The organism is Aureibaculum flavum (assembly GCF_016406085.1).
In the GTDB taxonomy this organism is placed as follows: domain Bacteria; phylum Bacteroidota; class Bacteroidia; order Flavobacteriales; family Flavobacteriaceae; genus Aureibaculum; species Aureibaculum flavum.
Genome location: NZ_JAEHFJ010000001.1, coordinates 290,166 through 312,735 on the forward strand (window position 1 = coordinate 290,166; position 22,570 = coordinate 312,735).

Consider the following 22,570-nt stretch of genomic DNA (forward strand, 5'->3'; position numbering starts at 1 on the left):
TCAATAAAATAATACATTTGTTCAACTTAAACAGCAACTCAAAACTTTACTATTACACAAAAATTACTTGGAAATATCACCTTATTTTTTGGCTTATATATTTTACAATAAACACATTACGTTGGGGTAGTTATTATGGCGATTATCTTTATTCTTTGCGTTCAAACTTATTAGGCTTTCCAATTCATTTAACATTGAGTTATTTAAATGTTTACGTTTTAATGCCATTTTTGGTATTTCGAAAAAAATATTTAATTTATATAATTGTCCTTTTGTCTGCCATATTTGTTATGGTTTCAATAAAATTCAACCTCACCTATTATTTATTAAACACGAATGTTTGGCCTGAAGGACCCGAAGTAACTAGCACGTTAACTGTCGATTATGTTGTTGACATGATGATTGGTGAATTGTATGTAATTACATTTGTTACCGCTATTAAAATCACTGCAGATTGGTTAAAAGAACACAAAAGGCTTACCGATTTAGAAAAGCTACAAATGGAAACAGAATTATTGTTCTTAAAAACGCAAGTATCTCCACACTTCTTTTTTAACACCTTAAATAATATTTATTCTTTATCAATAGAAAAATCTGATAAAACTCCAAAAATCATTTTAAAGCTATCTGAATTAATGCGTTACCTGCTTTATGAAACAAAACGCAAGAGACAAAGCTTGTCTAAAGAAATAATTTGTCTCCAGAATTATTTAGAATTAGAAAAAATTAGACATGGGGAAGATTTAGTAGTGAATATGGATATTAGTGGAGATATTTCAGGTAAAAGGATTGCTCCCATTCTATTGCTTTCATTTGTAGAAAATGCTTTTAAACATGGTGCTAATAAAAACATCGGTAAAGTTAATATCAATATTGATTTTAATATTAAAGAAGATTTCCTTTACTTTACCATTACAAATCCAACCCCAGCAGATTCTGAATACGAACAACGATTAAACACCACTGGAGGCATCGGATTAAAAAATGTTAAAAAAAGATTGGCTTTAGGTTATAAAAAAGATCAATACGATTTAAATATTGAAAATGGTCAAAATTTATTTACAGTAAAATTAAAAATAAAAGTATAATGAATGTTAAATGTTTAATTATTGACGATGAACCTTTAGCGGTAAATGTCATTAAGAATTATTTATTACAAGTTAATGATGTAACATTAGTTAATACTTTTAACAATGCCGTTGATGCATTAAACTTTTTGAAAAACAATAAAGTAGATCTAATTTTTTTAGATATCAACATGCCATTATTAGATGGTTTAAGTTTTATAAAAAGTTTAGATAAAAAACCTGAAATAATCATAACGAGTGCTTATGAAGAATATGCTGTTGAGTCGTTCGAGTTAGATGTTTTAGATTATTTAGTTAAACCTATTTCATTTCCAAGATTCTTAAAGGCAATGAACAAAGTTTATAAAATATTTAGTGATAAAAATTCAAATAATTTAATTCAAGAAAGACCCTATATTTTTATAAAAATAGATAAAAAGAAATTGAAAAAAATATATTTAGATGAACTTTTAATAATTGAAAGTCTTAAAGATTATTTAAAAATCACAACTGAAACGAATCGATATATTATACATCAAACTTTGAGTAGCTTTACCGATCAACTACCCTCCGACAATTTTATTAGAATACACAGATCCTACACCATAGCAATAGACAAGGTTGATACTGTTGAAGGTAACAGCATTGAAATTGCCGGCATAAGATACACGATTGGTCGTACTTATATAGACGACGTTAAAAATAAAATTTTAAATATCTAATTAAAATATATAACGTTTAAAAGCTTCAATTGCGGCATAATCCGCTAATCCGAGATTATTATATTTTTGAGCTGTCAATTTATTTCTATCTTCTACTCGCACCCAAAATTCTCTTGAATCATCTCCTTGAAACATCGCACCATCTTTTTGAGATTGATGATAAAAAATTGCAGTCCTTTTTTTCAATACTTGATCAGGACTCATAGGCACTGCCATTTCAATTTCATGCGTTTCCCATTCATGCCATGCTCCTCTATACAACCAAACCCAACAATCATCCATAAATTTCTGAGACTTCAGCTCATCTATTGACATAAAAAGTGCATCTAAACATACTTTATGTGTTCCGTGAGGATCGGCTAAATCCCCCGCCGCATATATTTGATGTGGCTTTATCTCCTCAATTAAAGAACTTATTATTTGAACATCTACAGTGGAGAGCTTACTTTTTTTAACGGTACCTGTTTCATAAAAAGGCAAATCTAAAAAATGAACATTCTCATCAGCAACACCAAGGTATCTTGTCGCTGCAATTGATTCACTTCTTCGTATCATTCCTTTTAACTTTCTAACCTGTAAAGTGTCAATACTATTTTTTTCTTTTGAATTTATACTTGTAATAATAGTTTCGACATCCTTAGTAGATTTAGACATATATTTACAAACTTCGGCGAACTTTAAAGCTTCCGTATCTGCTACGGCAAAATTACCTGAAGTTTGATAAGCTACATGTACTTCATGTCCCTGCTCCACAAGTCGATCAAACGTACCTCCCATTGAAATAACATCATCATCAGGGTGAGGACTAAAAATAATAATCCTTTTTTTAGGTGGATTTGCTCTTTCAGGTCTATTGGTGTCATCAGCATTCGGCTTACCCCCAGGCCATCCTGTAATTCCATGTTGCAAAACATTAAACATTTTTATATTTAAATCATAAGCAGTGCCTTCTTCAACTAATAAATTTGACATACCATTATCATTATAATCCTTATCCGTCAGTTTTAAAATGGATTTACCTAACAACTCACTAAGCCAAACCACAGCTTTTCTTTTAAGATGTTTGTTCCAAATTAAAGCCGTTACTAACCATGGAGTTTTAACTCTAGTTAATTCTGAAGAAGCCTCATCATCCAATATGAAAGTCACATTATTGTGTGACTGCAAATACGTTGCCGGAATTTGAGATGAAATTTCTCCTTCAATTGCTGTTTTAACAACACCAGCCTTATTAATACCCCAAGCCAATAAAACTATTCTTTTAGCTTTTCTAATAGTCGCGATACCCATTGTAATTGCTTTTCTAGGTACTTTATCAATACCTAAGAACGATGGTGCAGCATCAGCTCGTGTCACATAATCTAGTGTAATAGTTCGTGTCCCTGAATTATAATGCGAACCAGGTTCATTAAAACCAACATGTCCCGTTCTACCTATACCCAATAATTGAAAATCTAAACCACCTGCCTCATCAATCTTTTTATCATAGGACATACAGTATTTGTAAATATCCTTTTCTATTGTTCCATCAGGTATATATATATTTTCTGGAAGAATATCAATATGATCAAAGAGGTGATCATGCATAAAGTAATAATAACTTTGTATATTTTCTTTTTCCATTGGATAATACTCATCCAGATTAAAAGTAATTACATTTTTAAAACTTAAACCCTCTTCTTTATGCATTCGAACTAATTCGTCATAAACTTTTACAGGAGAAGAACCCGTTGCTAAACCTAAGACACATTTCTTATTTTGCGACTGTTTGCTTCTTATTAAAACGGCTATTTCATTTGCCACTAAAATTGATGCATCGTTAGAACTTTCGAAAATTACATTATGAATTTTTTCAAATCGTGTTTCTTCAAATTTTCCTGCTGCTTGGTGAAGGATTGATTGTTTTGACATTTGGTGGTTTATTATAATTAATCGATAAATTTAAAAATATTATATTAATTCAACATTAAAATTCGACCAACTACATACTACGATAGATTAATTCAATAAATAGTGATACAATAATAAATTTATAAAACTTAAAACAATTTCAATTACTATTTAAACTTTGAAACGATTGGAAAAGCGTTTTAAACTATTAAGAAAAAAATATAAAAATTATTACATCTATAATCGATTTTTTTCAGCCACCTAAATATGGTAACATGATTTACAAAAAATATTTAAAAAAGGCTTATGTTTGCCATGTGGTTCTAACTTAAAATATTATGATCTAGAACATATAAAAACTGTAATTAATAATTGTTTAGTCATTTAAGGTGCTCATAATTAATATATTTAACACATAATAATATGTTAATAACTAACGTTAATAAATTGTAAAAAAAAATAAAAATAACTCTTACTTTTGCAAAAATTCTCAATAATGAAGAAAAAGATAAAATTACCATTTCTAAAAAAAAGTTTTTTAATTATTGGCTTAGCCATATTAACTTATTCTTGCGGAAGCAGACAAGACATCGTTTACTTTCAAGATGTTGATTTAGCTGCAATTAGCAAACCTATCGAAAATTACAGTCCTATTATAAAACCTGATGATGCCTTAACAATTACGGTTTCATCATTAGATGTTCAAGGGGTTAGACCTTTTAATTTATCTTCTGTTACATATAATGATAATGAGGGTGGTATGGGTAGATCTGTTTTACAAAGTTACTTAGTAGATTCTAATGGGAATATAGATTTTCCAGTATTAGGAACCTTAAAACTGGCTGGATTAAATAGAATTCAAGCTACAGCGATGATCAAAGATATGCTAAAAGAGTATTTAACAGATGCCATTGTGATTATTAGAAATGTGAATTTTAAAGTTTCCGTTTTAGGTGAAGTGAGAAATCCCGGCGTCTATACCATTCAAAATGATAGAATAACCATATTGGAAGCATTGGCAATGGCTGGAGACTTAAATATACAAGCTGAAAGACATAATGTCTTAGTGGTAAGAGAAGAAGGTAATAAAAAAACATACAATCGCATCAACTTGACTTCAGAAGAAATCTTTAATTCCCCTATGTATTATTTAACTCAAAATGACGTTATTTATGTTACACCTAACAACTCTGTAGTAAGAGGGTCAACAATTGGACGAAGTACAGGAACGACATTAACTGCTATTTCTATTTTATTAACTGCGGCTGCAATTGTTGTTAGTATAACTAAATAATTATTTAATTTTTTTATAAATGGAATTTGAAAAAGGAAGAGGTATCGAAAAAGATGACGGAAATGAAAACAGCCTAGATCTCAGAGAACAAGTTGAAAAGTATTTAAGAAATTGGAAATGGTTTGCGATAGCAATTTTAATCTCATTCCTTTATACTTTATACACTCTAAATTTTAAAAGATCGAGTTACGAGGCGGTATCTACTATTAAGATAAAAAATGAAAAGAATGGTGATAAATCTGCATTATCAGCTTTTCAAGATATGGGGATAATGAGTAACTCTAATGATAATATCGATGATGAAATTGAAGTTCTAAAATCCAAAACATTAATTTCCGAAGTAATAACAACACTTAAATTAAATATTCAATTTTTTACGAAGAAAAATGGGTTAAGTGAATTTTTAGATAGTAACATTGGTTTTAACACAGAATTTTACGAAGTAGAAAACTATGAAAACCCTCCGATTGATTTAAATTTTTTTATTAGTGATACCGCTTTGTATAAAACGAGTGCTCAGTTTATAATAAAAATAAATTCTGAGAATCAATACACTTTTACTACAACAGATGAATCTATAGTAAAAACACAATCGTTTGGTGAAAAAATAACGACTAATTTTGGTGATTTAATTATACTTCCAAATGTAGACTTTAAAGAAAATAATCTTATTGGGGAAAATATATTTGTAAGTATAACTCCTGTTGCTAACATGACTAACGCTTATCTAGATGGATTAGCTATTGAGCCAAAAGCGGAGTTCTCAAATGTTTTAAGTTTATCAGTGACGGATAGTCATAAAAAGAAAGCGGAAAATTTTTTAGATGAATTAGTGCATAGATATAATTTAAGAGCAATACGTTTAAAAGAAGAATTATCACAAAACACTTCTGAATTTGTAAGTGAAAGGTTAAAGAAAATATCAGAAGAGCTAGCTGATGTAGATGAAAATGTTGAAAATGTCAAGTCTAAGTATGGTGCTTCATCAGTAGCTTCTAGTGCTGGTTTAAACATGCAAGCTGCCAAACAAATAGAGCAAGAAAAAAATCAAACAGCGACACAATTAAATCAAATCAAACAAGTAAAAGAAATTGTTGCGACTAAAGGTAAAAATGAAATGATACCTAGTGTAGGTATTGCAGATGCCAATGTAGCAAATAGTGTGGCCAAGTATAATGAACTTTTAATTGCCAAACAAACGAGATTAAAAGGAGGCTCGACGGAAAAGAACCCTATTGTTGTTGCTTTGGATGATCAACTTAAGTCTCTAGAAACGACAATTAATAAAGGTTTACAAAATGCAGAAGCTTCTACAAAAATTGCGTATGATGCTTATAGTCAGCAATATAATATCGCACAAGGTAGAATTTACGGTGCTCCTCAGCAAGAAACCCAAATTAGGGATGTTACTCGTAAACAACAAACGAAAGAAGCTCTTTATTTATATTTACTGCAAAAAAGAGAAGAAACTGCTATTACATTAGGAGTTGCAGATCCCAATGCTAAAATAATTGACAAAGCAGAAAGTAATCCAAATCGAGTAGCTCCAAAAAAGAAAATGGCATTTATATTTGCCATTCTTATAGGGTTGTTAATTCCTTTTTCTATTATTTACCTAAGAGACATTTTAGACTCAAAAATACATACTAGAGAAGATATTGAAAGAGTATTAAATATTCCAATTATTGCCGATATACCGAAGCTAGATGGAAAAAAATCAAGATACTTGATTAAAAAAGAAGACCATTCTGGTGTTGCCGAGGCATTTAGAATTTTACGAACAAATATTAGTTTTATACTTCCAAAAACAGCAGAAAGTAATGCTGGTAAAGTTATTTTTGTCACTTCATCCATTGCTCATGAAGGAAAATCTTTAGTGTCTACTAACTTGGCTACAGCTCTTTCACACGCAAATAAGAAAACGATAATTCTTGGGTTAGATATTAGAGCACCTAAGATTGAACCTTATTTAGGTGTTAGAAGTAAACAAGGAGTTACTAATTATATTATTAATTCAGATATTAAACCAGCTGACCTTGTTGTATCGGCTCCTGAAAATGACTACCTTGATATTATCACATCAGGGGATTTAGCTCCTAATCCTGCTGAATTATTAATGAATGCAAGAATAAAAGAATTATTTGATTTTGCTAAGGAAAATTATGAATATGTTATTGTAGATACTGCCGCATTTAGCATGGTAACAGACACCTTATTATTATCCAAATTTGCTGATGCCTTTATATATGTAATCAGGGCAAACTTTGTTGATAAGAGAATGTTGAAATATGTTAACTTTTTATATAAAGAGCAAAGATTACCTAATATGGCTCTATTACTTAATGGAGTTGACCAAAAGAAAACTTATGGCTATGGCTATGGTTATGGTTATGGTACGGCTTTTGAAAATTCTCAAAAAAAGTGGTGGCAATTTGGAAAATCATAACACAAAAAAAAAGGCTAGAAATTATTTCTAGCCTTTTTTTTTGTGTTGAAGTAATTATATTTTTAAATTTTTATCATAAGGTATTGCCGATAATATATACTCAATAGCATTAACCCTAGCGATAGTTTTTCTATTTGCTTTTATTACTTTAAAAGGAATACCACCTTTCTGAGTATTTTCGAACATTAATTTTTTATATCTGGTATAGACATCCCAAAGATCTTGAGCCTTTTCATCAACTGCTGTCATTTTCCAATGTTTCAGTGGGTCCGTTTTAATATCCTCAAAACGTTCAGCCTGTTCAGATTTAGAGATAGACATGTATATTTTCACTAAGATAATACCTGATTCTGTTATCATACGTTCGAAATCATTAACTTGATTCATGAATATATCATATTGTTTTTCCGTGCAAAAACCATTTACGGGCTCAACCACTGCCCTATTATACCAGCTTCTATCAAAAAAGACCATTTGCCCTGCTCGAGGAAATTGATTTACATATCGCTGAAAATACCACTCCGTTTTCTCCTCTTCAGTAGGTTTAGGTAATGCTACAATTTTAATATGTCTAGGGTTAATCCGTTCCGTAATTCTACGAATAGCTCCACCTTTACCTGCAGCATCTCTTCCTTCAAAGACAACAATAATACGTTCGTTATTTTGAATTGCCCAAGTTTGCAGTTTTACCAACTCTACCTGTAGCTTTTTTAATTTTTTTTCATAATTAATAAACCGTAGTGCCTTTGATAAATTGTAAGGTTCTTTAGCCAAAATCGCCAATAACCCCTTATTTGTATTTAATTTTTTAACGTCTAAATCTTTTAAATTATATTTCTCCATAAATCAATAATCAATTTGTTCAGCAGATCTAAAATATCTCATAATAATATTAGGATCTGGTAATAATGTAGTTAATGCCTTGTCTTTATCTGGATATTCAAACTGTGATAACACATACCTCATACTTTCTAGTCTGGCTGTCTTTTTATCATTTGCTTTAACAATAATCCATGGACAATACGTAGTATGAGTCTTACTAAACATTTGTTCTTTATAAGAGGTATACGTATCCCACAATTCTTGTCCCTTTTGATCTACAGGACTAAATTTCCACCTTTTTAACGGAGTTTCTAATCGTGCATCAAATCTTGCTTTTTGTTCTTCCTTTGATATTGAGAACCAAAACTTAATGATTTTTACGCCATCTTCATATAACATATGCTCAAATTCAGGTACTTGCAGCATAAATTTGCGATATTGCTCTTGCGTACAAAACCCCATTACGGGTTCTACCACTGCTCTATTATACCAGCTTCTGTCAAAAAACACAATTTCACCAGGATTGGATAATTCTTTTATGTAGCGTCTAAAGTACCATTGTCCTCGCTCCACTTCTGTTGGCTTAGTCAAGGCTACCAAATTCATAGAACGTGGATTTAAATGCTCTGTAAAACGTCTTATATTACCACCTTTACCAGCGGCATCTCTTCCTTCAAAAATAACCACAACACGCTTTTTACTCGTGGAAATCCACTGTTGTAATTTTACTAATTCTATTTGGAGCTTTTTTAACTCATCTTCGTACTTAAGCCTCTTTAAAATAGAATCAATATTTCTACCTTTACTGTTGATTAAAGTTATCAATTCTTTGTTTGAAGAGACTCTTTCAAAATCTTCTTTTGTAAGTTTTATTTCGTTTTTATCCATCTACATTATTAATTACAATTATCTTTTCTTCTAGTATCAATGATATAAATAATTTTCCAGTTTCCTTCAATTTTGATTAATTGAAAAGAATTTATACCGCAATGACTGAGTTCTGAATTTATATAAAATTCATAAGGAGCCCAAGCATTCGCCATGACTCCATCTAATTTTATATTTAAAGATATTATTTTTTCTTTAATTTTGGTTGTTTCAGGATTAATACTAGCAATATTTTTTAAAAAATCACTAAAAATTACGGACTTCAGCCCTGAATCATTCACAGATTGCATAATAACCTTACCGCCTACTGTTTCTTTTATTTTTAAAGTATCTCCGGCATGCAATCCCTCAAAAAATACATCAATCACTTCTTTTATTTCAAGTTCATCATTAGATTGAGCAAATGTCAATTGAAACATTAAAAAGAATCCGAAAAAACACAAAAGAGACCTTTTGGCAAACATCTTTTATTTTTTAAAATTAATTATTGTTTCGCTTATGATAGATATACAATCTTCTAACTGAACCTCCGTCATAACCAATGGGGGGGCAAATCTAATTATGTTGCCATGAGTTGGCTTTGCCAACAGTCCCTTTTCCTTTAATGCCACACAAATATTCCAAGCTGTAGAACTATCTTCACTATCATTGATAACAATAGCATTTAATAAGCCCTTTCCCCTAACTAATTTGACTAAATCTGACTTATTTATCAAATCTTGCATACCTTTTCTAAATTGTACGCCTAATTTAAAAGCATTTTCAGCAAGATTTTCTTCTTTTACAACATCTAAAGCTGCCATTGCTACTGCACAAGCCAATGGATTTCCGCCAAAGGTAGAGCCGTGATTACCTGGTTGAATGACTTCCATGATGTGATTATCAGCTAAAACAGCTGAAACTGGAAATACTCCACCCGAAATAGCCTTACCTAAAATTAACACATCAGGTTTTACATCAGGTGTACTAGAACAATTTTTATCTTTACATGAACAATTGCCACAAGAGGCTAACAAACGACCAGTCCTCGCAATCCCTGTCTGCACTTCATCTGCTATAAAAAGTACATTTTTTTCTTTACAAATAGCAAAAGCATTTTTTATATAATCTTCATCAGGCACAAAAACTCCAGCTTCACCTTGAATAGGTTCCACTAAAAATGCGGCAACATTATCATCTTTTACAGCTTCCCTTAATGCATCAAGATTATTATATTTTATAGAAACAATACCCGGGGTAAAAGGTCCAAAATTTTCAGTAGCGACGGGATCATTAGATGCAGAAATGATTGTTACTGTTCGTCCATGAAAATTATTTTCACATACTATAATTTTAGCTTTATTAGAAGGAATTCCTTTTTTTTCATACCCCCATTTTCTTGCTATTTTTATTGCAGTTTCTACAGCTTCCGCACCAGTATTCATGGGTAAAACTTTTTCAAAACCGAAATAATCAGTTACATACTTTTCATATTGACCTAATTTATCGTTATAAAAGGCCCTTGAGGTAAGTGTTAACGTATCTGCTTGCTCTTTTAAGGCATTTATTATTTTGGGATGACAATGCCCTTGATTTACCGCGGAATACGCAGACAAAAAATCGTAATACTTTTTACCTTCCAAATCCCAAACAAAAACACCTTTACCTTTATTTAATACTACAGGTAATGGGTGATAATTATGAGCTCCATATTTGTTCTCTAATTCAATTGCTTGTTTTGATGTAATTTGCTCTTCTAAGACCATCATTTAAAATTTTAAAATTTAACACTTAAAATTCCTTCTTACGGGAGAGAAATCATCCATTCATATTATACCGTTTTTACAGGTCTAAACATAAAAAATAAACCAACCAATACCAAAGGTATACTCAATAATTGACCTGTATTTAGATTTACATTAAATAGCGTTTCTATACCTCCTTGCCATTCTTTATAAAATTCTATGATAAATCTAATGGACCATAACATTACCATGAAAACTCCAAATAAGTAACCATGTTTTTGTTTTTTATCTGTTTTCCAATAAATATACCAAAGCACAAAAAAAGTTATTACGTATCCTGTAGCTTCGTAAATTTGTGTAGGATAGCGATTTGGCACTTCAGCTAGAACCTCCTTAAAACGAGAACTATTAGCTATAAGATCATAGGCTTTATTTACAGTCTTGGCTTGAGTAATTGCCATCGCTTTATACTCACTTATATCATTTCTAATAAATTTAAATCCAAAATCTGTACCCGTTGCCTTACCAACAATCTCTGAATTAAAGAGATTTCCAAGTCGTACAAACATTGCCCCTAATGCCGTTGGTATTACCAATCTGTCTAAGGTCCATAGCAATGGTTTTTTCACTACCTTTTTGCTATAAAAGTACATGGCAATAATTATTCCAATAGCTGCTCCGTGACTTGCTAACCCTTGAAAACCTGTATATTCAAATGGATCTAATTTAAAAGGTAAAAAAACTTCCGCTAAAGTGTAATCCTCTTCATAAAAAACATAATGCCCAATCCGTGCTCCTAAAAGCATGGCAATAACCGTATAAATAAAAATTGAATCTAATTTTTCTAAAGAAATATTATCCTTAGTATAAATACGTTTCATCAATTGTAAACCAACAATGAAGGCTAATACATACATTAAACTATAATATTTAATAGGAAAAGAGCCTATTTTTATAATATCAGGATTAAAATTCCAGTCTATCGCAAGTGAAAAAATCATATATCTAAATTTGACCGTAAATATAGTTATTGTTAAATTATTTTATGATTAATGAAAGGAAGATTTTTTTAATCCTATATAAGAGCAATTTCAACTATAAAATCAAGATTTCAAATAAATAAAGCTTTTTTTTAACAAAATCTTTGCAAAATTTCTTTTATAATGTTAAAATTTAGTTAATACATTGCACTTAATGCAACTTAATTGAACTTAGGACGTCTTACCCATTCAATTTAAAAACAAAAAATATGACAACTTTAAAATTAAGTTTACAAAATAGCACGAGTAATGTTTGGAATAAAAAAAGACGTTACCGTTAAAGCTTAAAATTATTTAAAAATAAAAGGGATCCGTTCAAGTTGAACAGATCCCTTTTTCATTGATCATTTAAGATAAACTAGATAGACCTTATACTCCCAGATCCACTTACTTTTGAACTATTTTTTTGAGGGTTCCCTTTATAACGTATATCACCAGATCCTGAAACTTTAGCATCTAATTCATCTTTTACATGAATAGAAACATCACCAGAACCTGCAATACGAACTGTGGCAATATCTGAAACTAACATCTCGGCATCTACATCTCCTGAACCAGAAATAGCACAATCAAAAGTTGCAGCAACTCCGCTTAGATTCATATCTCCTGATCCCGATATAGAAGATTTAAGCATATTTACCTTAAGCTTTAAATTAAAATCACCGGAACCTGAAAGAGCTGCTTTAAAATTATCTGCATGAATAACATCATTAGAAATTACATCTCCCGAACCAGCCAAAGCAACTTCTTCAATATCTTTAAAAGGAATAGTAATCACTATTTTTTTCTTTGTTTTAATATTAATTCCTTTTTTCCATTTAATTTTTAAATGGTCTCCTTCTACTTTGGTAATTAAATATTCTAAAATATTATCTTCCGCCACAATGGTAAGTTTACCTTCGTTACCAGCTACGAGTTTAATATCAAATGAACCTGAAATACCAATTTTATCATATTCAGAAACAGTTCTAGTAGTTGTTGTTACATTGCCATTACCTTTTATTTTTTTCCATTGAGCATTGGAAGGAATACTAAATGCTGTAATTACTAATAAGACGATTAATTTCTTCATTTTTTAAGTTTTTAGAATTTTAGTTATAGTTTTAATAAAAAGTTACACTTCCGTATCTTGAATCTATAAATATTTTTGATTGTAAATTTGATTTCCCATAAGATCCTTGATATGATTTAGAGCTTGATTTCACAATCTGACTACTAAAATCCACCATGTCTTTGTCATATTTAAAACCTCCATAGCTGAGTTTAATATCAAAACTGAAGCCTTTAGTTTTTGGCACTCCAATTTTAATTCCTGTATAGCTACCATCAATATCTACGCGACTAAAACCAACTAGTAGATTTTCAATTTTTACAGAACCATAATCAGCTTCAATTTCTACTTTATTTGAAATAGACCCCATTTTTAATGATAAGTAATCACCTACTCCTTCCACATTTTCTGCATTGTCAACTTTAAGACTCCCGTAATCACAATTGTAATCTAGGCTTTTTACATTTTCAAAAACTGAGGTGGTGTAATCTGCATTTAGATCAATGTTTCCTGCTTTTTCTACTGTGAACTTTGAATAATCAGCATTTATAGAACCTCCATTCATCAAACCAATAGTGGAATTTGTAGAATAATCTAAATTTATATCATTATTGTTACTATGTAAGTCTCCAATAATAATAGATCCATAATCACAGTTGATCGTACAGTCTCCTTTCAATTCATTCAAGGTTATATTACCATAATCATTTTCTAAATCGACTTTATTGGTAATTGGTATTTTTATTTTATAATCAATTTGGTAATTAACATTACTATTTTTACCTGATCCCCAAGACCAAGAAGATGATTTTTTTTCAATAATCGTTTTGGCATAAACCACACTTTTATTGGCATCAAAATCAATACGTATCGTATTCAAGCGATTTACAACCTTATCTTCATCATTCCCTTTAACGGTAATTTTAACTTCTATTTCAACTGAATTACCATCCCAAGAAACAACATCTATGTTACCATATCTATTATCAATTCTAACTAAGGCGTTACTATTTACCGTATAAATCTTTTGTATTGTTTTTGATTTTTCGTGTTTAAAATCTCCTTTTTCATTTGCATGCATCAAAAGGGGAAAGCACAATAAAAATAATACTATTTTATATAATTGTTTCTTCATTATTCGTGTTTTTAAATTGTTCTATTTCATCTAATTGTTCTAGCACAAACTGTAATACTTCTATACGCTGTTGATAATTAGAGATCATTGCATAAATAATTCGCTTGTCCTTATTACTCGTTTTAAGTTCAACAGTGAGCTCTTCATAATTTTTCTCAAGCTTGTCTAATTGTTTTAGAGCATCATCTATAACCTGTTTGTTATCATCATTCCTTTTTAAATTAATTTGCTCTAATTCACTCTGTATCGTCAATACAAAAAAGCTTTGTGTCTCTTCCATTTTAGGTGAAACATCTGCCAATTCAAATCCTTCTGGTTCCACCGTAAAAGAATTAAAGCTAAGGCTAAAAACCAAAGCAATTGATGCCGCAACGGCGAGCCACTTCCAAGTATTTGGGTTCCATTTCGATTTTGTGACGTCTTGACTAGCAAGTTTAGCCTCAAATCTATTAAAATGCCCTATATCAGGTTCTTCTATATCAAATTGACCATTTAACTCAACTAGCCTTTCTTCTAAATTGTCTTTTTTATCTTGCATAATCTGTCGCTAAAATCCTTCTTAATTTATTCTTTGCCCTTGAAATTGTTGTTCTAGAATTCTGATTTGTAATTTTCATTATTTCAGAAATTTCCTCATAATCATACCCCTCTATTAAATTTAAAGTCAACGCCACTCTATAATTATCTTTCAATTGATTGATTCCATTAATAATCACTTTTGGATTAATAGCTTCATAATTTACATTCTCACTATTTTCTTCCGCTTGTTCTTTAACAACTTCTAAAGGCACTTCTTGAATCCTATTGTTTTTTCTAATTTGCGTAATACTCTTATTAATTACAATTCTTTTTAACCAAGCTCCAAAAGTTACTTCTCCTTTAAAAGTGCTCAATTTTGTAAATGCAATTAGAAACGACTCCTGCATTACATCTTCAGCTTCAAAACTGTCTTTTAAAATCCGTAACGCTGCATTATACATTGCTTTATAGTACAACTTATAGATCTCGAATTGAGCACTTTGTTTTCCATTTTTGCATTGCTGCAAAAGCTGTGTAATATGTTGTTGGTTATCTCGCAATGTATCGTTTCTGAATAAAAGACAAAGTAAGTTTTTATTTGTTACAGTTTTATGAAAAATAAATTAATTTAGTGAATAGTTAATTGATTTTTAGACTAATAAATATATGGAAACAGATAACTATATTAAAAACTTAGTTCATTTCTTTCATAATGAGAAAGAGAAAATGACTTTAACTTATCTTTCAAATTAATTATCAGCTCAATTTTAAAAATTGTACTTTTTAAAAATAACTTCTCACAACCCAATAACTACAATTTTAAACGCCCTTCTTCCCCATTGGCACAACTATTGAAACATATATTTTGAAAATACATTTACGAATAGCTATTAAATTAATTATCAGTTATTTAATTATTCAATTGTAATGTATTATTTTATTATTATAAACGTTTAATGTCATATTGACCTATATATACATATGAGTGATCCAAAATTTTTAAATATTGACAATCTGTCACTTCAAAACATGCTTGATGAAGATTCTGAATTAATTCCGTTAATGACGCCTGAAGATGAAGAAGAAATCAAAAATGAAGCTATACCTGAGGTATTACCCATTTTAACTTTAAAAAACACAGTGCTATTTCCGGGGGTTGTAATTCCTATTACTGCGGGTAGAGACCAATCTATAAAATTAATTAAAGAGGCCAATGCTGGTGATAAAACCATTGGTGTTGTGGCTCAAAACAATGAGTCTGTAGAAAACCCTACGCGTAAAGATTTACACAGTATTGGTACTGTAGCTAGAATTTTACGAGTATTAAAAATGCCTGACGGTAATACTATGGTTGTTATTCAAGGTAAAAAACGCTTTGAATTGGGCGAATTTGTGCAAACAGAGCCTTATATAAAAGCTACAGCCAAAGAATTGGTAGAAGAAATTCCAGAAATAACAGATACCGAGTTTACAGCAATCATAGATTCTATTAAAGATATCGCACTTAAGATAATTAAAGAGAATCCGAACTTACCTTCAGAGGCTTCTTTTGCTATAAAAAATATTCAAAGTAACTCTTTCTTAGTGAATTTTGTTTCTTCTAACATGAACTTAGGAGTTAAAGAAAAACAAACTCTTTTAAACACTAATAGTTTAAAAAAGAGAGCATTAGAAACGTTAAAAAAGATGGATGCTGAATTGCAACATCTTGAATTGAAAAATGTTATCCATTCTAAAGTCCGTGAGGATATGGATCAGCAACAGCGTGAATATTATTTACACCAACAAATGAAAACCATTCAAGAGGAATTAGGTGGTGCATCTTATGATGAGGAGTTGGAAGAAATGCGTCAAACTGCGAAAAAGAAAAAGTGGAGCAAAGAAGTGTCTGAAACGTTTGATAAAGAATTAAGTCGTTTGCAACGCATGAACCCACAGGCTGCTGAATATTCGGTACAACGCAATTATTTAGACTTATTACTAGAATTACCTTGGGAAGAATATTCTAAAGATAAATTCGATTTAAAACGTGCTGAGAAAATACTAAATAGAGATCATTTTGGACTCGAAAAAGTAAAAGAACGTATCATAGAACATTTGGCAGTCCTTAAATTAAAAGGAGATATGAAATCGCCAATTATTTGTTTATACGGTCCTCCTGGTGTAGGTAAAACTTCATTAGGTAAATCGGTTGCTGAATCTCTAGGAAGAAAATATGTAAGAATGTCCTTAGGTGGTTTGCGTGACGAAGCAGAAATACGTGGACATAGAAAAACCTATATTGGTGCTATGCCAGGTAGAATTATTCAAAATATTAAAAAAGCAGGAACTTCCAATCCCGTTTTTGTTTTAGACGAAATTGACAAATTAGTAAGTAACAATAATGGTGACCCTTCTTCGGCCATGTTAGAAGTACTAGACCCAGAGCAAAACAATGCTTTTTATGATAATTTTTTAGAAGTAGGTTATGACCTATCTAAAATTCTATTTATTGCTACGGCAAATAATTTGGGTAATATTCCTTGGGCTTTACGCGATAGAATGGAAATGATAAATGTTTCTGGATATATTATTGAGGAAAAAATTGAAATTGCTAAAAAACACCTCTTACCAAAACAATTAAAAGCACATGGTTTAACTTCTAAAGACATTAAAATTGGGAAACCTCAATTTGAACGTATTATTGAAGGGTACACTCGAGAATCAGGAGTTAGAACGCTTGACAAAATGATAGCAAAAGTGGTCAGATATGCTGCTAAGTCTATTGCAATGGAGCAAGAATATCAAGTTAAAATTAGCAATGATGATCTCATAAAAATACTAGGAGCTGCAAACTTAGAACGTAATAAATACGAAACCAATGAAGTTCCTGGCGTTGTAACCGGATTAGCTTGGACAAGCGTTGGAGGTGATATTTTATTTATTGAATCTATTCTATCAAAAGGTAAAGGTAATTTAACCATTACCGGTAATTTAGGAAAAGTAATGAAAGAGTCAGCAACCATAGCCATGGAATTCATCAAAGCAAATGCAGATGAATTTGGAATTGATATGGAAGATTTACAGACTAAAAATGTACACATACACGTACCTGAAGGAGCTACTCCAAAAGATGGTCCCAGTGCAGGTATAACCATGTTAACTTCGTTAGTTTCTTCATTTACTGGTAGAAAAGTAAAATCACACTTAGCCATGACTGGAGAAATGACCTTACGTGGAAAAGTTTTACCTGTTGGTGGTATAAAGGAAAAGATTTTAGCAGCTAAAAGAGCTAACATCAAAGAAATTATCTTATGTAAAGATAATCAAAAAGACATTGATGAAATTAAAGAGGAATATTTAAAAGGCTTGAAATTTCATTTTGTTGAAAATATGAAAGAGGTAATTGATATTGCTTTATTGAAACAGAAAGCAAAGAAGTAATTCGTTTTAATTTCAATATTAAAGGCGTTGTAAAGATAATTTACAACGCCTTTTTTTATATTTGTAAAAACCCACTACAGAAATGGAATCCTTTTTACAATTCTTTGAGCAAATGCCATCATGGCAAAAACTAGTTTGGATATTGGCTTGTCTCTTATTCAGTTGGTTTTTAGAAGGAATTTATCCATTAGTAAAACTAAATTATAAAAAATGGAAACATGCGGGGGTTAACTTGGTATTCTTGGGTACAAGTTTAACTATTAATATAGTATTTGGATTACTAACTATTGGTGTCTTTAGTTATATAGGCACACATCAAATAGGTATTTTACATTGGGTTCATTTACCTATATGGGCAGAATTATTCATAACAATTCTCTTTTTAGATTTTGTAGCACAATATGCTGTTCATTATTATTTACATAAAGTAAGTTGGATGTGGAGATTCCACATGATACATCATAGCGATACTAAGGTTGACGCTACCACAGGCACAAGACATCATCCTGGTGATTATGTTTTACGAGAAATTGCAGCCCTAATAGCCATTGTAATTATTGGTGCTCCGTTTGCTTTTTATGTTGTCTATAAAATAGTAACCATTCTATTTACGTATCTCACACATGCCAATATAAATGTACCAGTGTGGATAGACAAACCTATGAGTTTCATTTTTATTACACCGAACATGCATAAATTCCATCATCATTTTGAAAGACCTTGGACAGATACTAATTTTGGTAATATTTTTTCATTTTGGGATCGTATTTTCGGCACCTTTGTCTACGGTAATCCGAATAAGGTAATTTACGGACTTGATGTTTTAGATGGGAAATTAGACGAAAATGTAGGTTATCAATTTAAAATTCCTTTTGATGAGAGGATAAAGACAGATTATTGAATTTAGAAAAATATGTTAAACTGGGTAAATTCATGCTAGTTAACATTAAAGATTACGCAACCTTTCTTGCTAAAAGATATCTTCTTAATAAAGAGTTATGACAAAACAAATTTTTCTGATTCTACTAACGGCCTTATTTATAAGTTGTTCACCAAACGATGTTGAAATCACTGGGAATTATAAATTTGAAGGAATGGGCGGGATAAAATGTGAAGTTGACGGGATCCTCTTGAAACCTAATTTTAAATTATATGGTAATGCCCGTGCTCGAGGTGATTCTTACCTTGATGGAACTCATTTTTTAAGTATCAGCTTCAATAACGATACGAATACTGACATGGGTATTCAGTATATTCGTTTGCTATCAATGGATGCCGATACTCGAATCGACTTAACGGGAAGAATATTTATTTTGGGAGAAAAAGAAAACGGACAAAGTTATGCAGAGTATAGGTCAATTGAATTTGATGGAGCAACTAGTGCCAGTTATAATGGAAAACTTGAAATTCTTTATCACGACACACAAGAAAGGATAATAGGAGGGAAATTTTGGTTTGATGCAGCCAACGAAAACAATGAAATACGCGAGATTCGAAAAGGAGAATTTGATATGTTTATTAACTAAAGAAATCTTTAAAACGATGACAGAAGAATTAGAATTATCCATTTCAATTGGATAAAATATTAAAAATGCTAGAGAAAGTCATGTGTTCGCAAAACTCCGTTTTAAAATAAACAGAAAATCAATCATTTATTTCTTCCATAACGAAATGGTCTTTAAAATGACACATAAAGATCATTTTAAGGCATTGAATTATTTGACTCATCGAGTAAAAAACACCTGTAAAAAAAATGATTTCAAGTTTCTTATGATATAAACTACTGGTTAAAGAGTGTAGTGTGTGTTTATGGAAAATTCATAGATAAGGTGAAAAGTACCAATATTTTAGCTCAGCTAACTTACCTGCCTTCTTTGGTCAAACTATCTCAAGTCAAACTCATATCTTCCCTTTCTGTTCCTTCTCTGTTTCCTCCTTTTTTTTATTAGGAAAAGTTAGCTCACTGCTATTATAAGTAGTTCCATAAGTTAAGGCGGCTGTATATACTTGGTTAATGGCACTTAAAATTTCATCTTTTTGTAATTCTTTCAACGGATGTACAAACAATGACCATAATAAATCATCGGCTATAGCATATCTGGCGTCTAGAGCTGTATAGGAGTTGGCCTCCATAAGCTTCAGTAAATCTATATGAGCTAATTTTTTCTGCTCAATAATGGGCGACATAATTCGAAGTCGGTTATTGGTTGTATCTGTAATACAGGCTAGCATTCTACCTTTGATCATAAATTGCCAATTACCCGATTCTCCTCTAATACTATCAGAAACTACATAAATAATTTTTTCTAAGTCACTGTTGGTCATGTTTTGCGACTGTACAGAAAACGAACCCGCAAATAAGAAAATTGCAAAGAATGATGCTAAATTTATACTCATATTTTTTGTAATGGTTGTTGTACGATAATGATTTTCAGGCATAATACAAATTAGTTAATTTTTGTTTCGTCTCTTACTAAAACGCTTACTTACAAGATTTACTATTTCATTCAAAAAAATATTTTTAAAAATTGCAAAAGAATATGTAATAAGAATAGTCAATATCTAATATTTTACTATTTTTGACAAATCATTTTGAACAATGCAATTTAAGCATCCCGAGTTACTTTACGCCTTATTTTTGCTTATTATCCCTATATTAATTCACTTATTCCAGTTACGCCGTTTTCAAAAAGTAGCCTTTACCAATGTCAAATTCTTAAAAGAAGTTGAATTACAAACGCGGAAAAGCTCTCAGCTTAAAAAATTTCTAATCCTTTTTACTAGGTTATTATTATTTACAGCCATTATTCTCGCTTTTGCTCAACCTTTTATTGCTGCTTCTAAAACCAATAACCCAACACATACTTCTATATATTTAGACAATTCCTTCTCCATGCAAGCAAAAGGAAGTGAAGGTCAATTATTAAAAAGAGCTGTACAAGATATTATTGAGAATACGCAACAATTAGAACCTGTTAATCTTTATACCAATAACAATGTATATGAAAATTTATCTGCTAAAGAACTAAAAAATACGTTATTAGAAATTGAATACTACCCTATCAAAACAGATTTGTCTGCCATTTTATTTAAAATTAAAAACAATATTAAAAAATCTAAAGCTTTACATAATGTATTTTTAATTTCTGATTTTCAGCACTATACGACTGAGAATAAATTAGAAACAGATAGTTTAAACTCGTATTATATTACTCAAATTTCGCCCCAAGAAGTCTCAAACCTAAGTGTTGATAGCGTCTATATCTCAAATCAAAATAATGAATCTATACAACTAACAACTCTTGTAAAGAATTACGGAAGCTCAAAAGAAAATATTTCGGTTAGCCTGTATAATAACGATTTGTTAGCAGGTAAATCAACCGTTAACCTTACTGAAGATGAGACTGGTAAAATCAACTTTAATATACCTAATTCAGGAAAATTTAAGGGTAAACTACAACTTGAAGATGAAAACCTAACTTTCGATAATGATTTATATTTTAACATTGATAGGCCTGAAAAAATTAACGTAACTGCTATTGGTAGTGCTACTAATTTTTTATCTAAAATTTACACTAATGACGAGTTTAATTTCACTTCCACAACACTAAATAATCTTGATTATAATACTTTAAATCAACAAAATTTAATACTACTTAACGAGTTAGAAAACATCCCTACTGCGTTAAACCCAACCCTAAAAACCTTCGTTAACAATGGAGGTAGCTTGGTTATTATTCCTTCTTTAAATATAAATTTAAATTCTTATAACACAGCTTTAGCAAACTTAAAGATAGGCAAGGTATTAGGTCAGGTTAATTCTGAAATATCTGTGACTACAATAAATTTTGCCCATCCGTTATTAAAGGGTGTATTTGAAAAACAAATTAAAAATTTCCAATATCCCAATATTAAAAGTCACTATAGAAGTAATTTCACAAGAGCGTCTTCTATTGTAGATTTTGAAGATGGCAACTCTTTTATATCCCAAACAGTCACGAATAAAGGTAAAATTTATTGGCTTGCTGCTCCAATTTCAAGTCAGAATTCCAATTTCAAAAACTCTCCATTAATTGTTCCCATTTTTTATAATTTTGGATTGTACAGTCATAATTCTTCACAGTTATATTACACCATTGGAAATTTAAATACGTTTGAAATCCCAATACAACTGTCTAAAGATGAAGTTTTACATGTTGCCAATGAGAAAGAAGACTATATTCCATTACAACAATTTAATTCTGATAAAGTTACCATTACAACAGAAACAAACCCTACACAAAGTGGTTTTGCAAACATTACACATAACAATACAACCATTAAGCAAATTGCATATAATTATAATAGACAAGAGGGTAATTTAAACTATATAAACGTTGAAGATACTTTTGGTGATGCAGCAAATATAAATTACACTTCAAATGTAAAAGAAGCATTTGTAAATTTATCTGAAGCAACCAAAGTAACAAGCTATTGGCAATGGTTTTTAATAGCGGCAATTTTATTTTTAATCATTGAAATAGTATTACTTAAATTTCTATAACCATAA

Annotated in this window: 19 protein-coding genes; 8 read left to right on the plus strand and 11 right to left on the minus strand. The window is 30.6% G+C overall.

Going from position 1 to position 22,570, the window contains the following annotated elements; genetic code table 11:
• Window positions 1-290 precede the first annotated feature (290 nt).
• Both JBL43_RS01195 and JBL43_RS01200 read left to right on the plus strand, forming a co-directional pair.
• Window positions 291-1,088 (plus strand): sensor histidine kinase, encoded by a 798-nt coding sequence (locus JBL43_RS01195; RefSeq protein WP_317193429.1) that lies wholly within the window; start codon window positions 291-293, stop codon window positions 1,086-1,088.
• Entirely contained in the window at window positions 1,088-1,789 is a 702-nt protein-coding gene (locus JBL43_RS01200; RefSeq protein ID WP_198839666.1) for a LytR/AlgR family response regulator transcription factor, read from the plus strand. The genes JBL43_RS01195 and JBL43_RS01200 overlap by 1 nt, the downstream gene beginning before the upstream one ends.
• Here JBL43_RS01200 and nagB read toward each other — a convergent pair whose 3' ends face one another.
• Window positions 1,790-3,700 carry a glucosamine-6-phosphate deaminase gene (nagB, locus tag JBL43_RS01205; protein ID WP_233098653.1) on the minus strand — a complete coding sequence of 637 codons (1,911 nt, stop codon included), beginning with the start codon at window positions 3,698-3,700 and terminating at the stop codon, window positions 1,790-1,792.
• A gap of 475 nt (window positions 3,701-4,175) precedes the next feature.
• Here nagB and JBL43_RS01210 point away from each other — a divergent pair, with 475 nt between their 5' ends.
• Both JBL43_RS01210 and JBL43_RS01215 read left to right on the plus strand, forming a co-directional pair.
• Complete coding sequence (locus JBL43_RS01210; RefSeq protein ID WP_198839667.1) at window positions 4,176-4,973, plus strand: polysaccharide biosynthesis/export family protein; 798 nt, start codon at window positions 4,176-4,178, stop codon at window positions 4,971-4,973.
• 19 nt (window positions 4,974-4,992) lie between these two features.
• On the plus strand, window positions 4,993-7,419 hold the full coding sequence (locus tag JBL43_RS01215; protein WP_198839668.1) for a GumC family protein: 2,427 nt from the start codon (window positions 4,993-4,995) through the stop codon (window positions 7,417-7,419).
• 54 nt (window positions 7,420-7,473) lie between these two features.
• Here the strand turns inward: JBL43_RS01215 and ppk2 (JBL43_RS01220) are convergent, their stop codons facing one another.
• The 9 genes from ppk2 (JBL43_RS01220) to JBL43_RS01260 all read right to left on the minus strand — a co-directional run bounded on the left by ppk2 (JBL43_RS01220) (window position 7,474) and on the right by JBL43_RS01260 (window position 15,158).
• A complete protein-coding gene (ppk2, locus tag JBL43_RS01220; protein WP_198839669.1) occupies window positions 7,474-8,262 on the minus strand; it encodes a polyphosphate kinase 2 in 789 nt (262 codons plus the stop codon).
• Window positions 8,263-8,265: 3 nt separating this feature from the next.
• Entirely contained in the window at window positions 8,266-9,129 is an 864-nt protein-coding gene (ppk2, locus tag JBL43_RS01225) for a polyphosphate kinase 2 (protein ID WP_198839670.1), read from the minus strand.
• A gap of 8 nt (window positions 9,130-9,137) precedes the next feature.
• Complete coding sequence (locus JBL43_RS01230; protein WP_198840072.1) at window positions 9,138-9,548, minus strand: nuclear transport factor 2 family protein; 411 nt, start codon at window positions 9,546-9,548, stop codon at window positions 9,138-9,140.
• Window positions 9,549-9,596: 48 nt separating this feature from the next.
• A complete protein-coding gene (gene rocD / locus JBL43_RS01235; protein WP_198840073.1) occupies window positions 9,597-10,874 on the minus strand; it encodes an ornithine--oxo-acid transaminase in 1,278 nt (425 codons plus the stop codon).
• 65 nt (window positions 10,875-10,939) lie between these two features.
• On the minus strand, window positions 10,940-11,854 hold the full coding sequence (lgt, locus tag JBL43_RS01240; protein WP_198839671.1) for a prolipoprotein diacylglyceryl transferase: 915 nt from the start codon (window positions 11,852-11,854) through the stop codon (window positions 10,940-10,942).
• Between the two features lie 397 nt (window positions 11,855-12,251).
• Entirely contained in the window at window positions 12,252-12,965 is a 714-nt protein-coding gene (locus JBL43_RS01245) for a head GIN domain-containing protein (RefSeq protein ID WP_198839672.1), read from the minus strand.
• 31 nt (window positions 12,966-12,996) lie between these two features.
• On the minus strand, window positions 12,997-14,079 hold the full coding sequence (locus JBL43_RS01250) for a DUF4097 family beta strand repeat-containing protein (RefSeq protein WP_198839673.1): 1,083 nt from the start codon (window positions 14,077-14,079) through the stop codon (window positions 12,997-12,999).
• Window positions 14,060-14,617: a hypothetical protein gene (locus tag JBL43_RS01255; protein WP_198839674.1), complete on the minus strand. Its 558-nt coding sequence runs from the start codon at window positions 14,615-14,617 to the stop codon at window positions 14,060-14,062. The genes JBL43_RS01250 and JBL43_RS01255 overlap by 20 nt, the downstream gene beginning before the upstream one ends.
• Window positions 14,607-15,158, minus strand: a complete 552-nt coding sequence (locus JBL43_RS01260) for an RNA polymerase sigma factor (RefSeq protein WP_198839675.1) — start codon at window positions 15,156-15,158, stop codon at window positions 14,607-14,609. The genes JBL43_RS01255 and JBL43_RS01260 overlap by 11 nt, the downstream gene beginning before the upstream one ends.
• A 421-nt stretch (window positions 15,159-15,579) precedes the next feature.
• Between JBL43_RS01260 and lon the strand changes: the two genes are divergently transcribed.
• The 3 genes from lon (at window position 15,580) to JBL43_RS01275 (ending at window position 19,547) form a co-directional block, all read left to right on the plus strand.
• Window positions 15,580-18,021, plus strand: a complete 2,442-nt coding sequence (gene lon / locus JBL43_RS01265; protein WP_198839676.1) for an endopeptidase La — start codon at window positions 15,580-15,582, stop codon at window positions 18,019-18,021.
• An 82-nt stretch (window positions 18,022-18,103) separates the two neighbouring features.
• Complete coding sequence (locus JBL43_RS01270; protein WP_198839677.1) at window positions 18,104-18,922, plus strand: sterol desaturase family protein; 819 nt, start codon at window positions 18,104-18,106, stop codon at window positions 18,920-18,922.
• A gap of 97 nt (window positions 18,923-19,019) precedes the next feature.
• On the plus strand, window positions 19,020-19,547 hold the full coding sequence (locus JBL43_RS01275) for a Riean_0653 family protein (protein ID WP_498371147.1): 528 nt from the start codon (window positions 19,020-19,022) through the stop codon (window positions 19,545-19,547).
• Between the two features lie 373 nt (window positions 19,548-19,920).
• Here the strand turns inward: JBL43_RS01275 and JBL43_RS01280 are convergent, their stop codons facing one another.
• Window positions 19,921-20,418, minus strand: a complete 498-nt coding sequence (locus tag JBL43_RS01280; protein ID WP_198839679.1) for a hypothetical protein — start codon at window positions 20,416-20,418, stop codon at window positions 19,921-19,923.
• A gap of 202 nt (window positions 20,419-20,620) precedes the next feature.
• Between JBL43_RS01280 and JBL43_RS01285 the strand changes: the two genes are divergently transcribed.
• Complete coding sequence (locus JBL43_RS01285) at window positions 20,621-22,564, plus strand: BatA domain-containing protein (protein ID WP_198839680.1); 1,944 nt, start codon at window positions 20,621-20,623, stop codon at window positions 22,562-22,564.
• Window positions 22,565-22,570 lie beyond the last annotated feature (6 nt).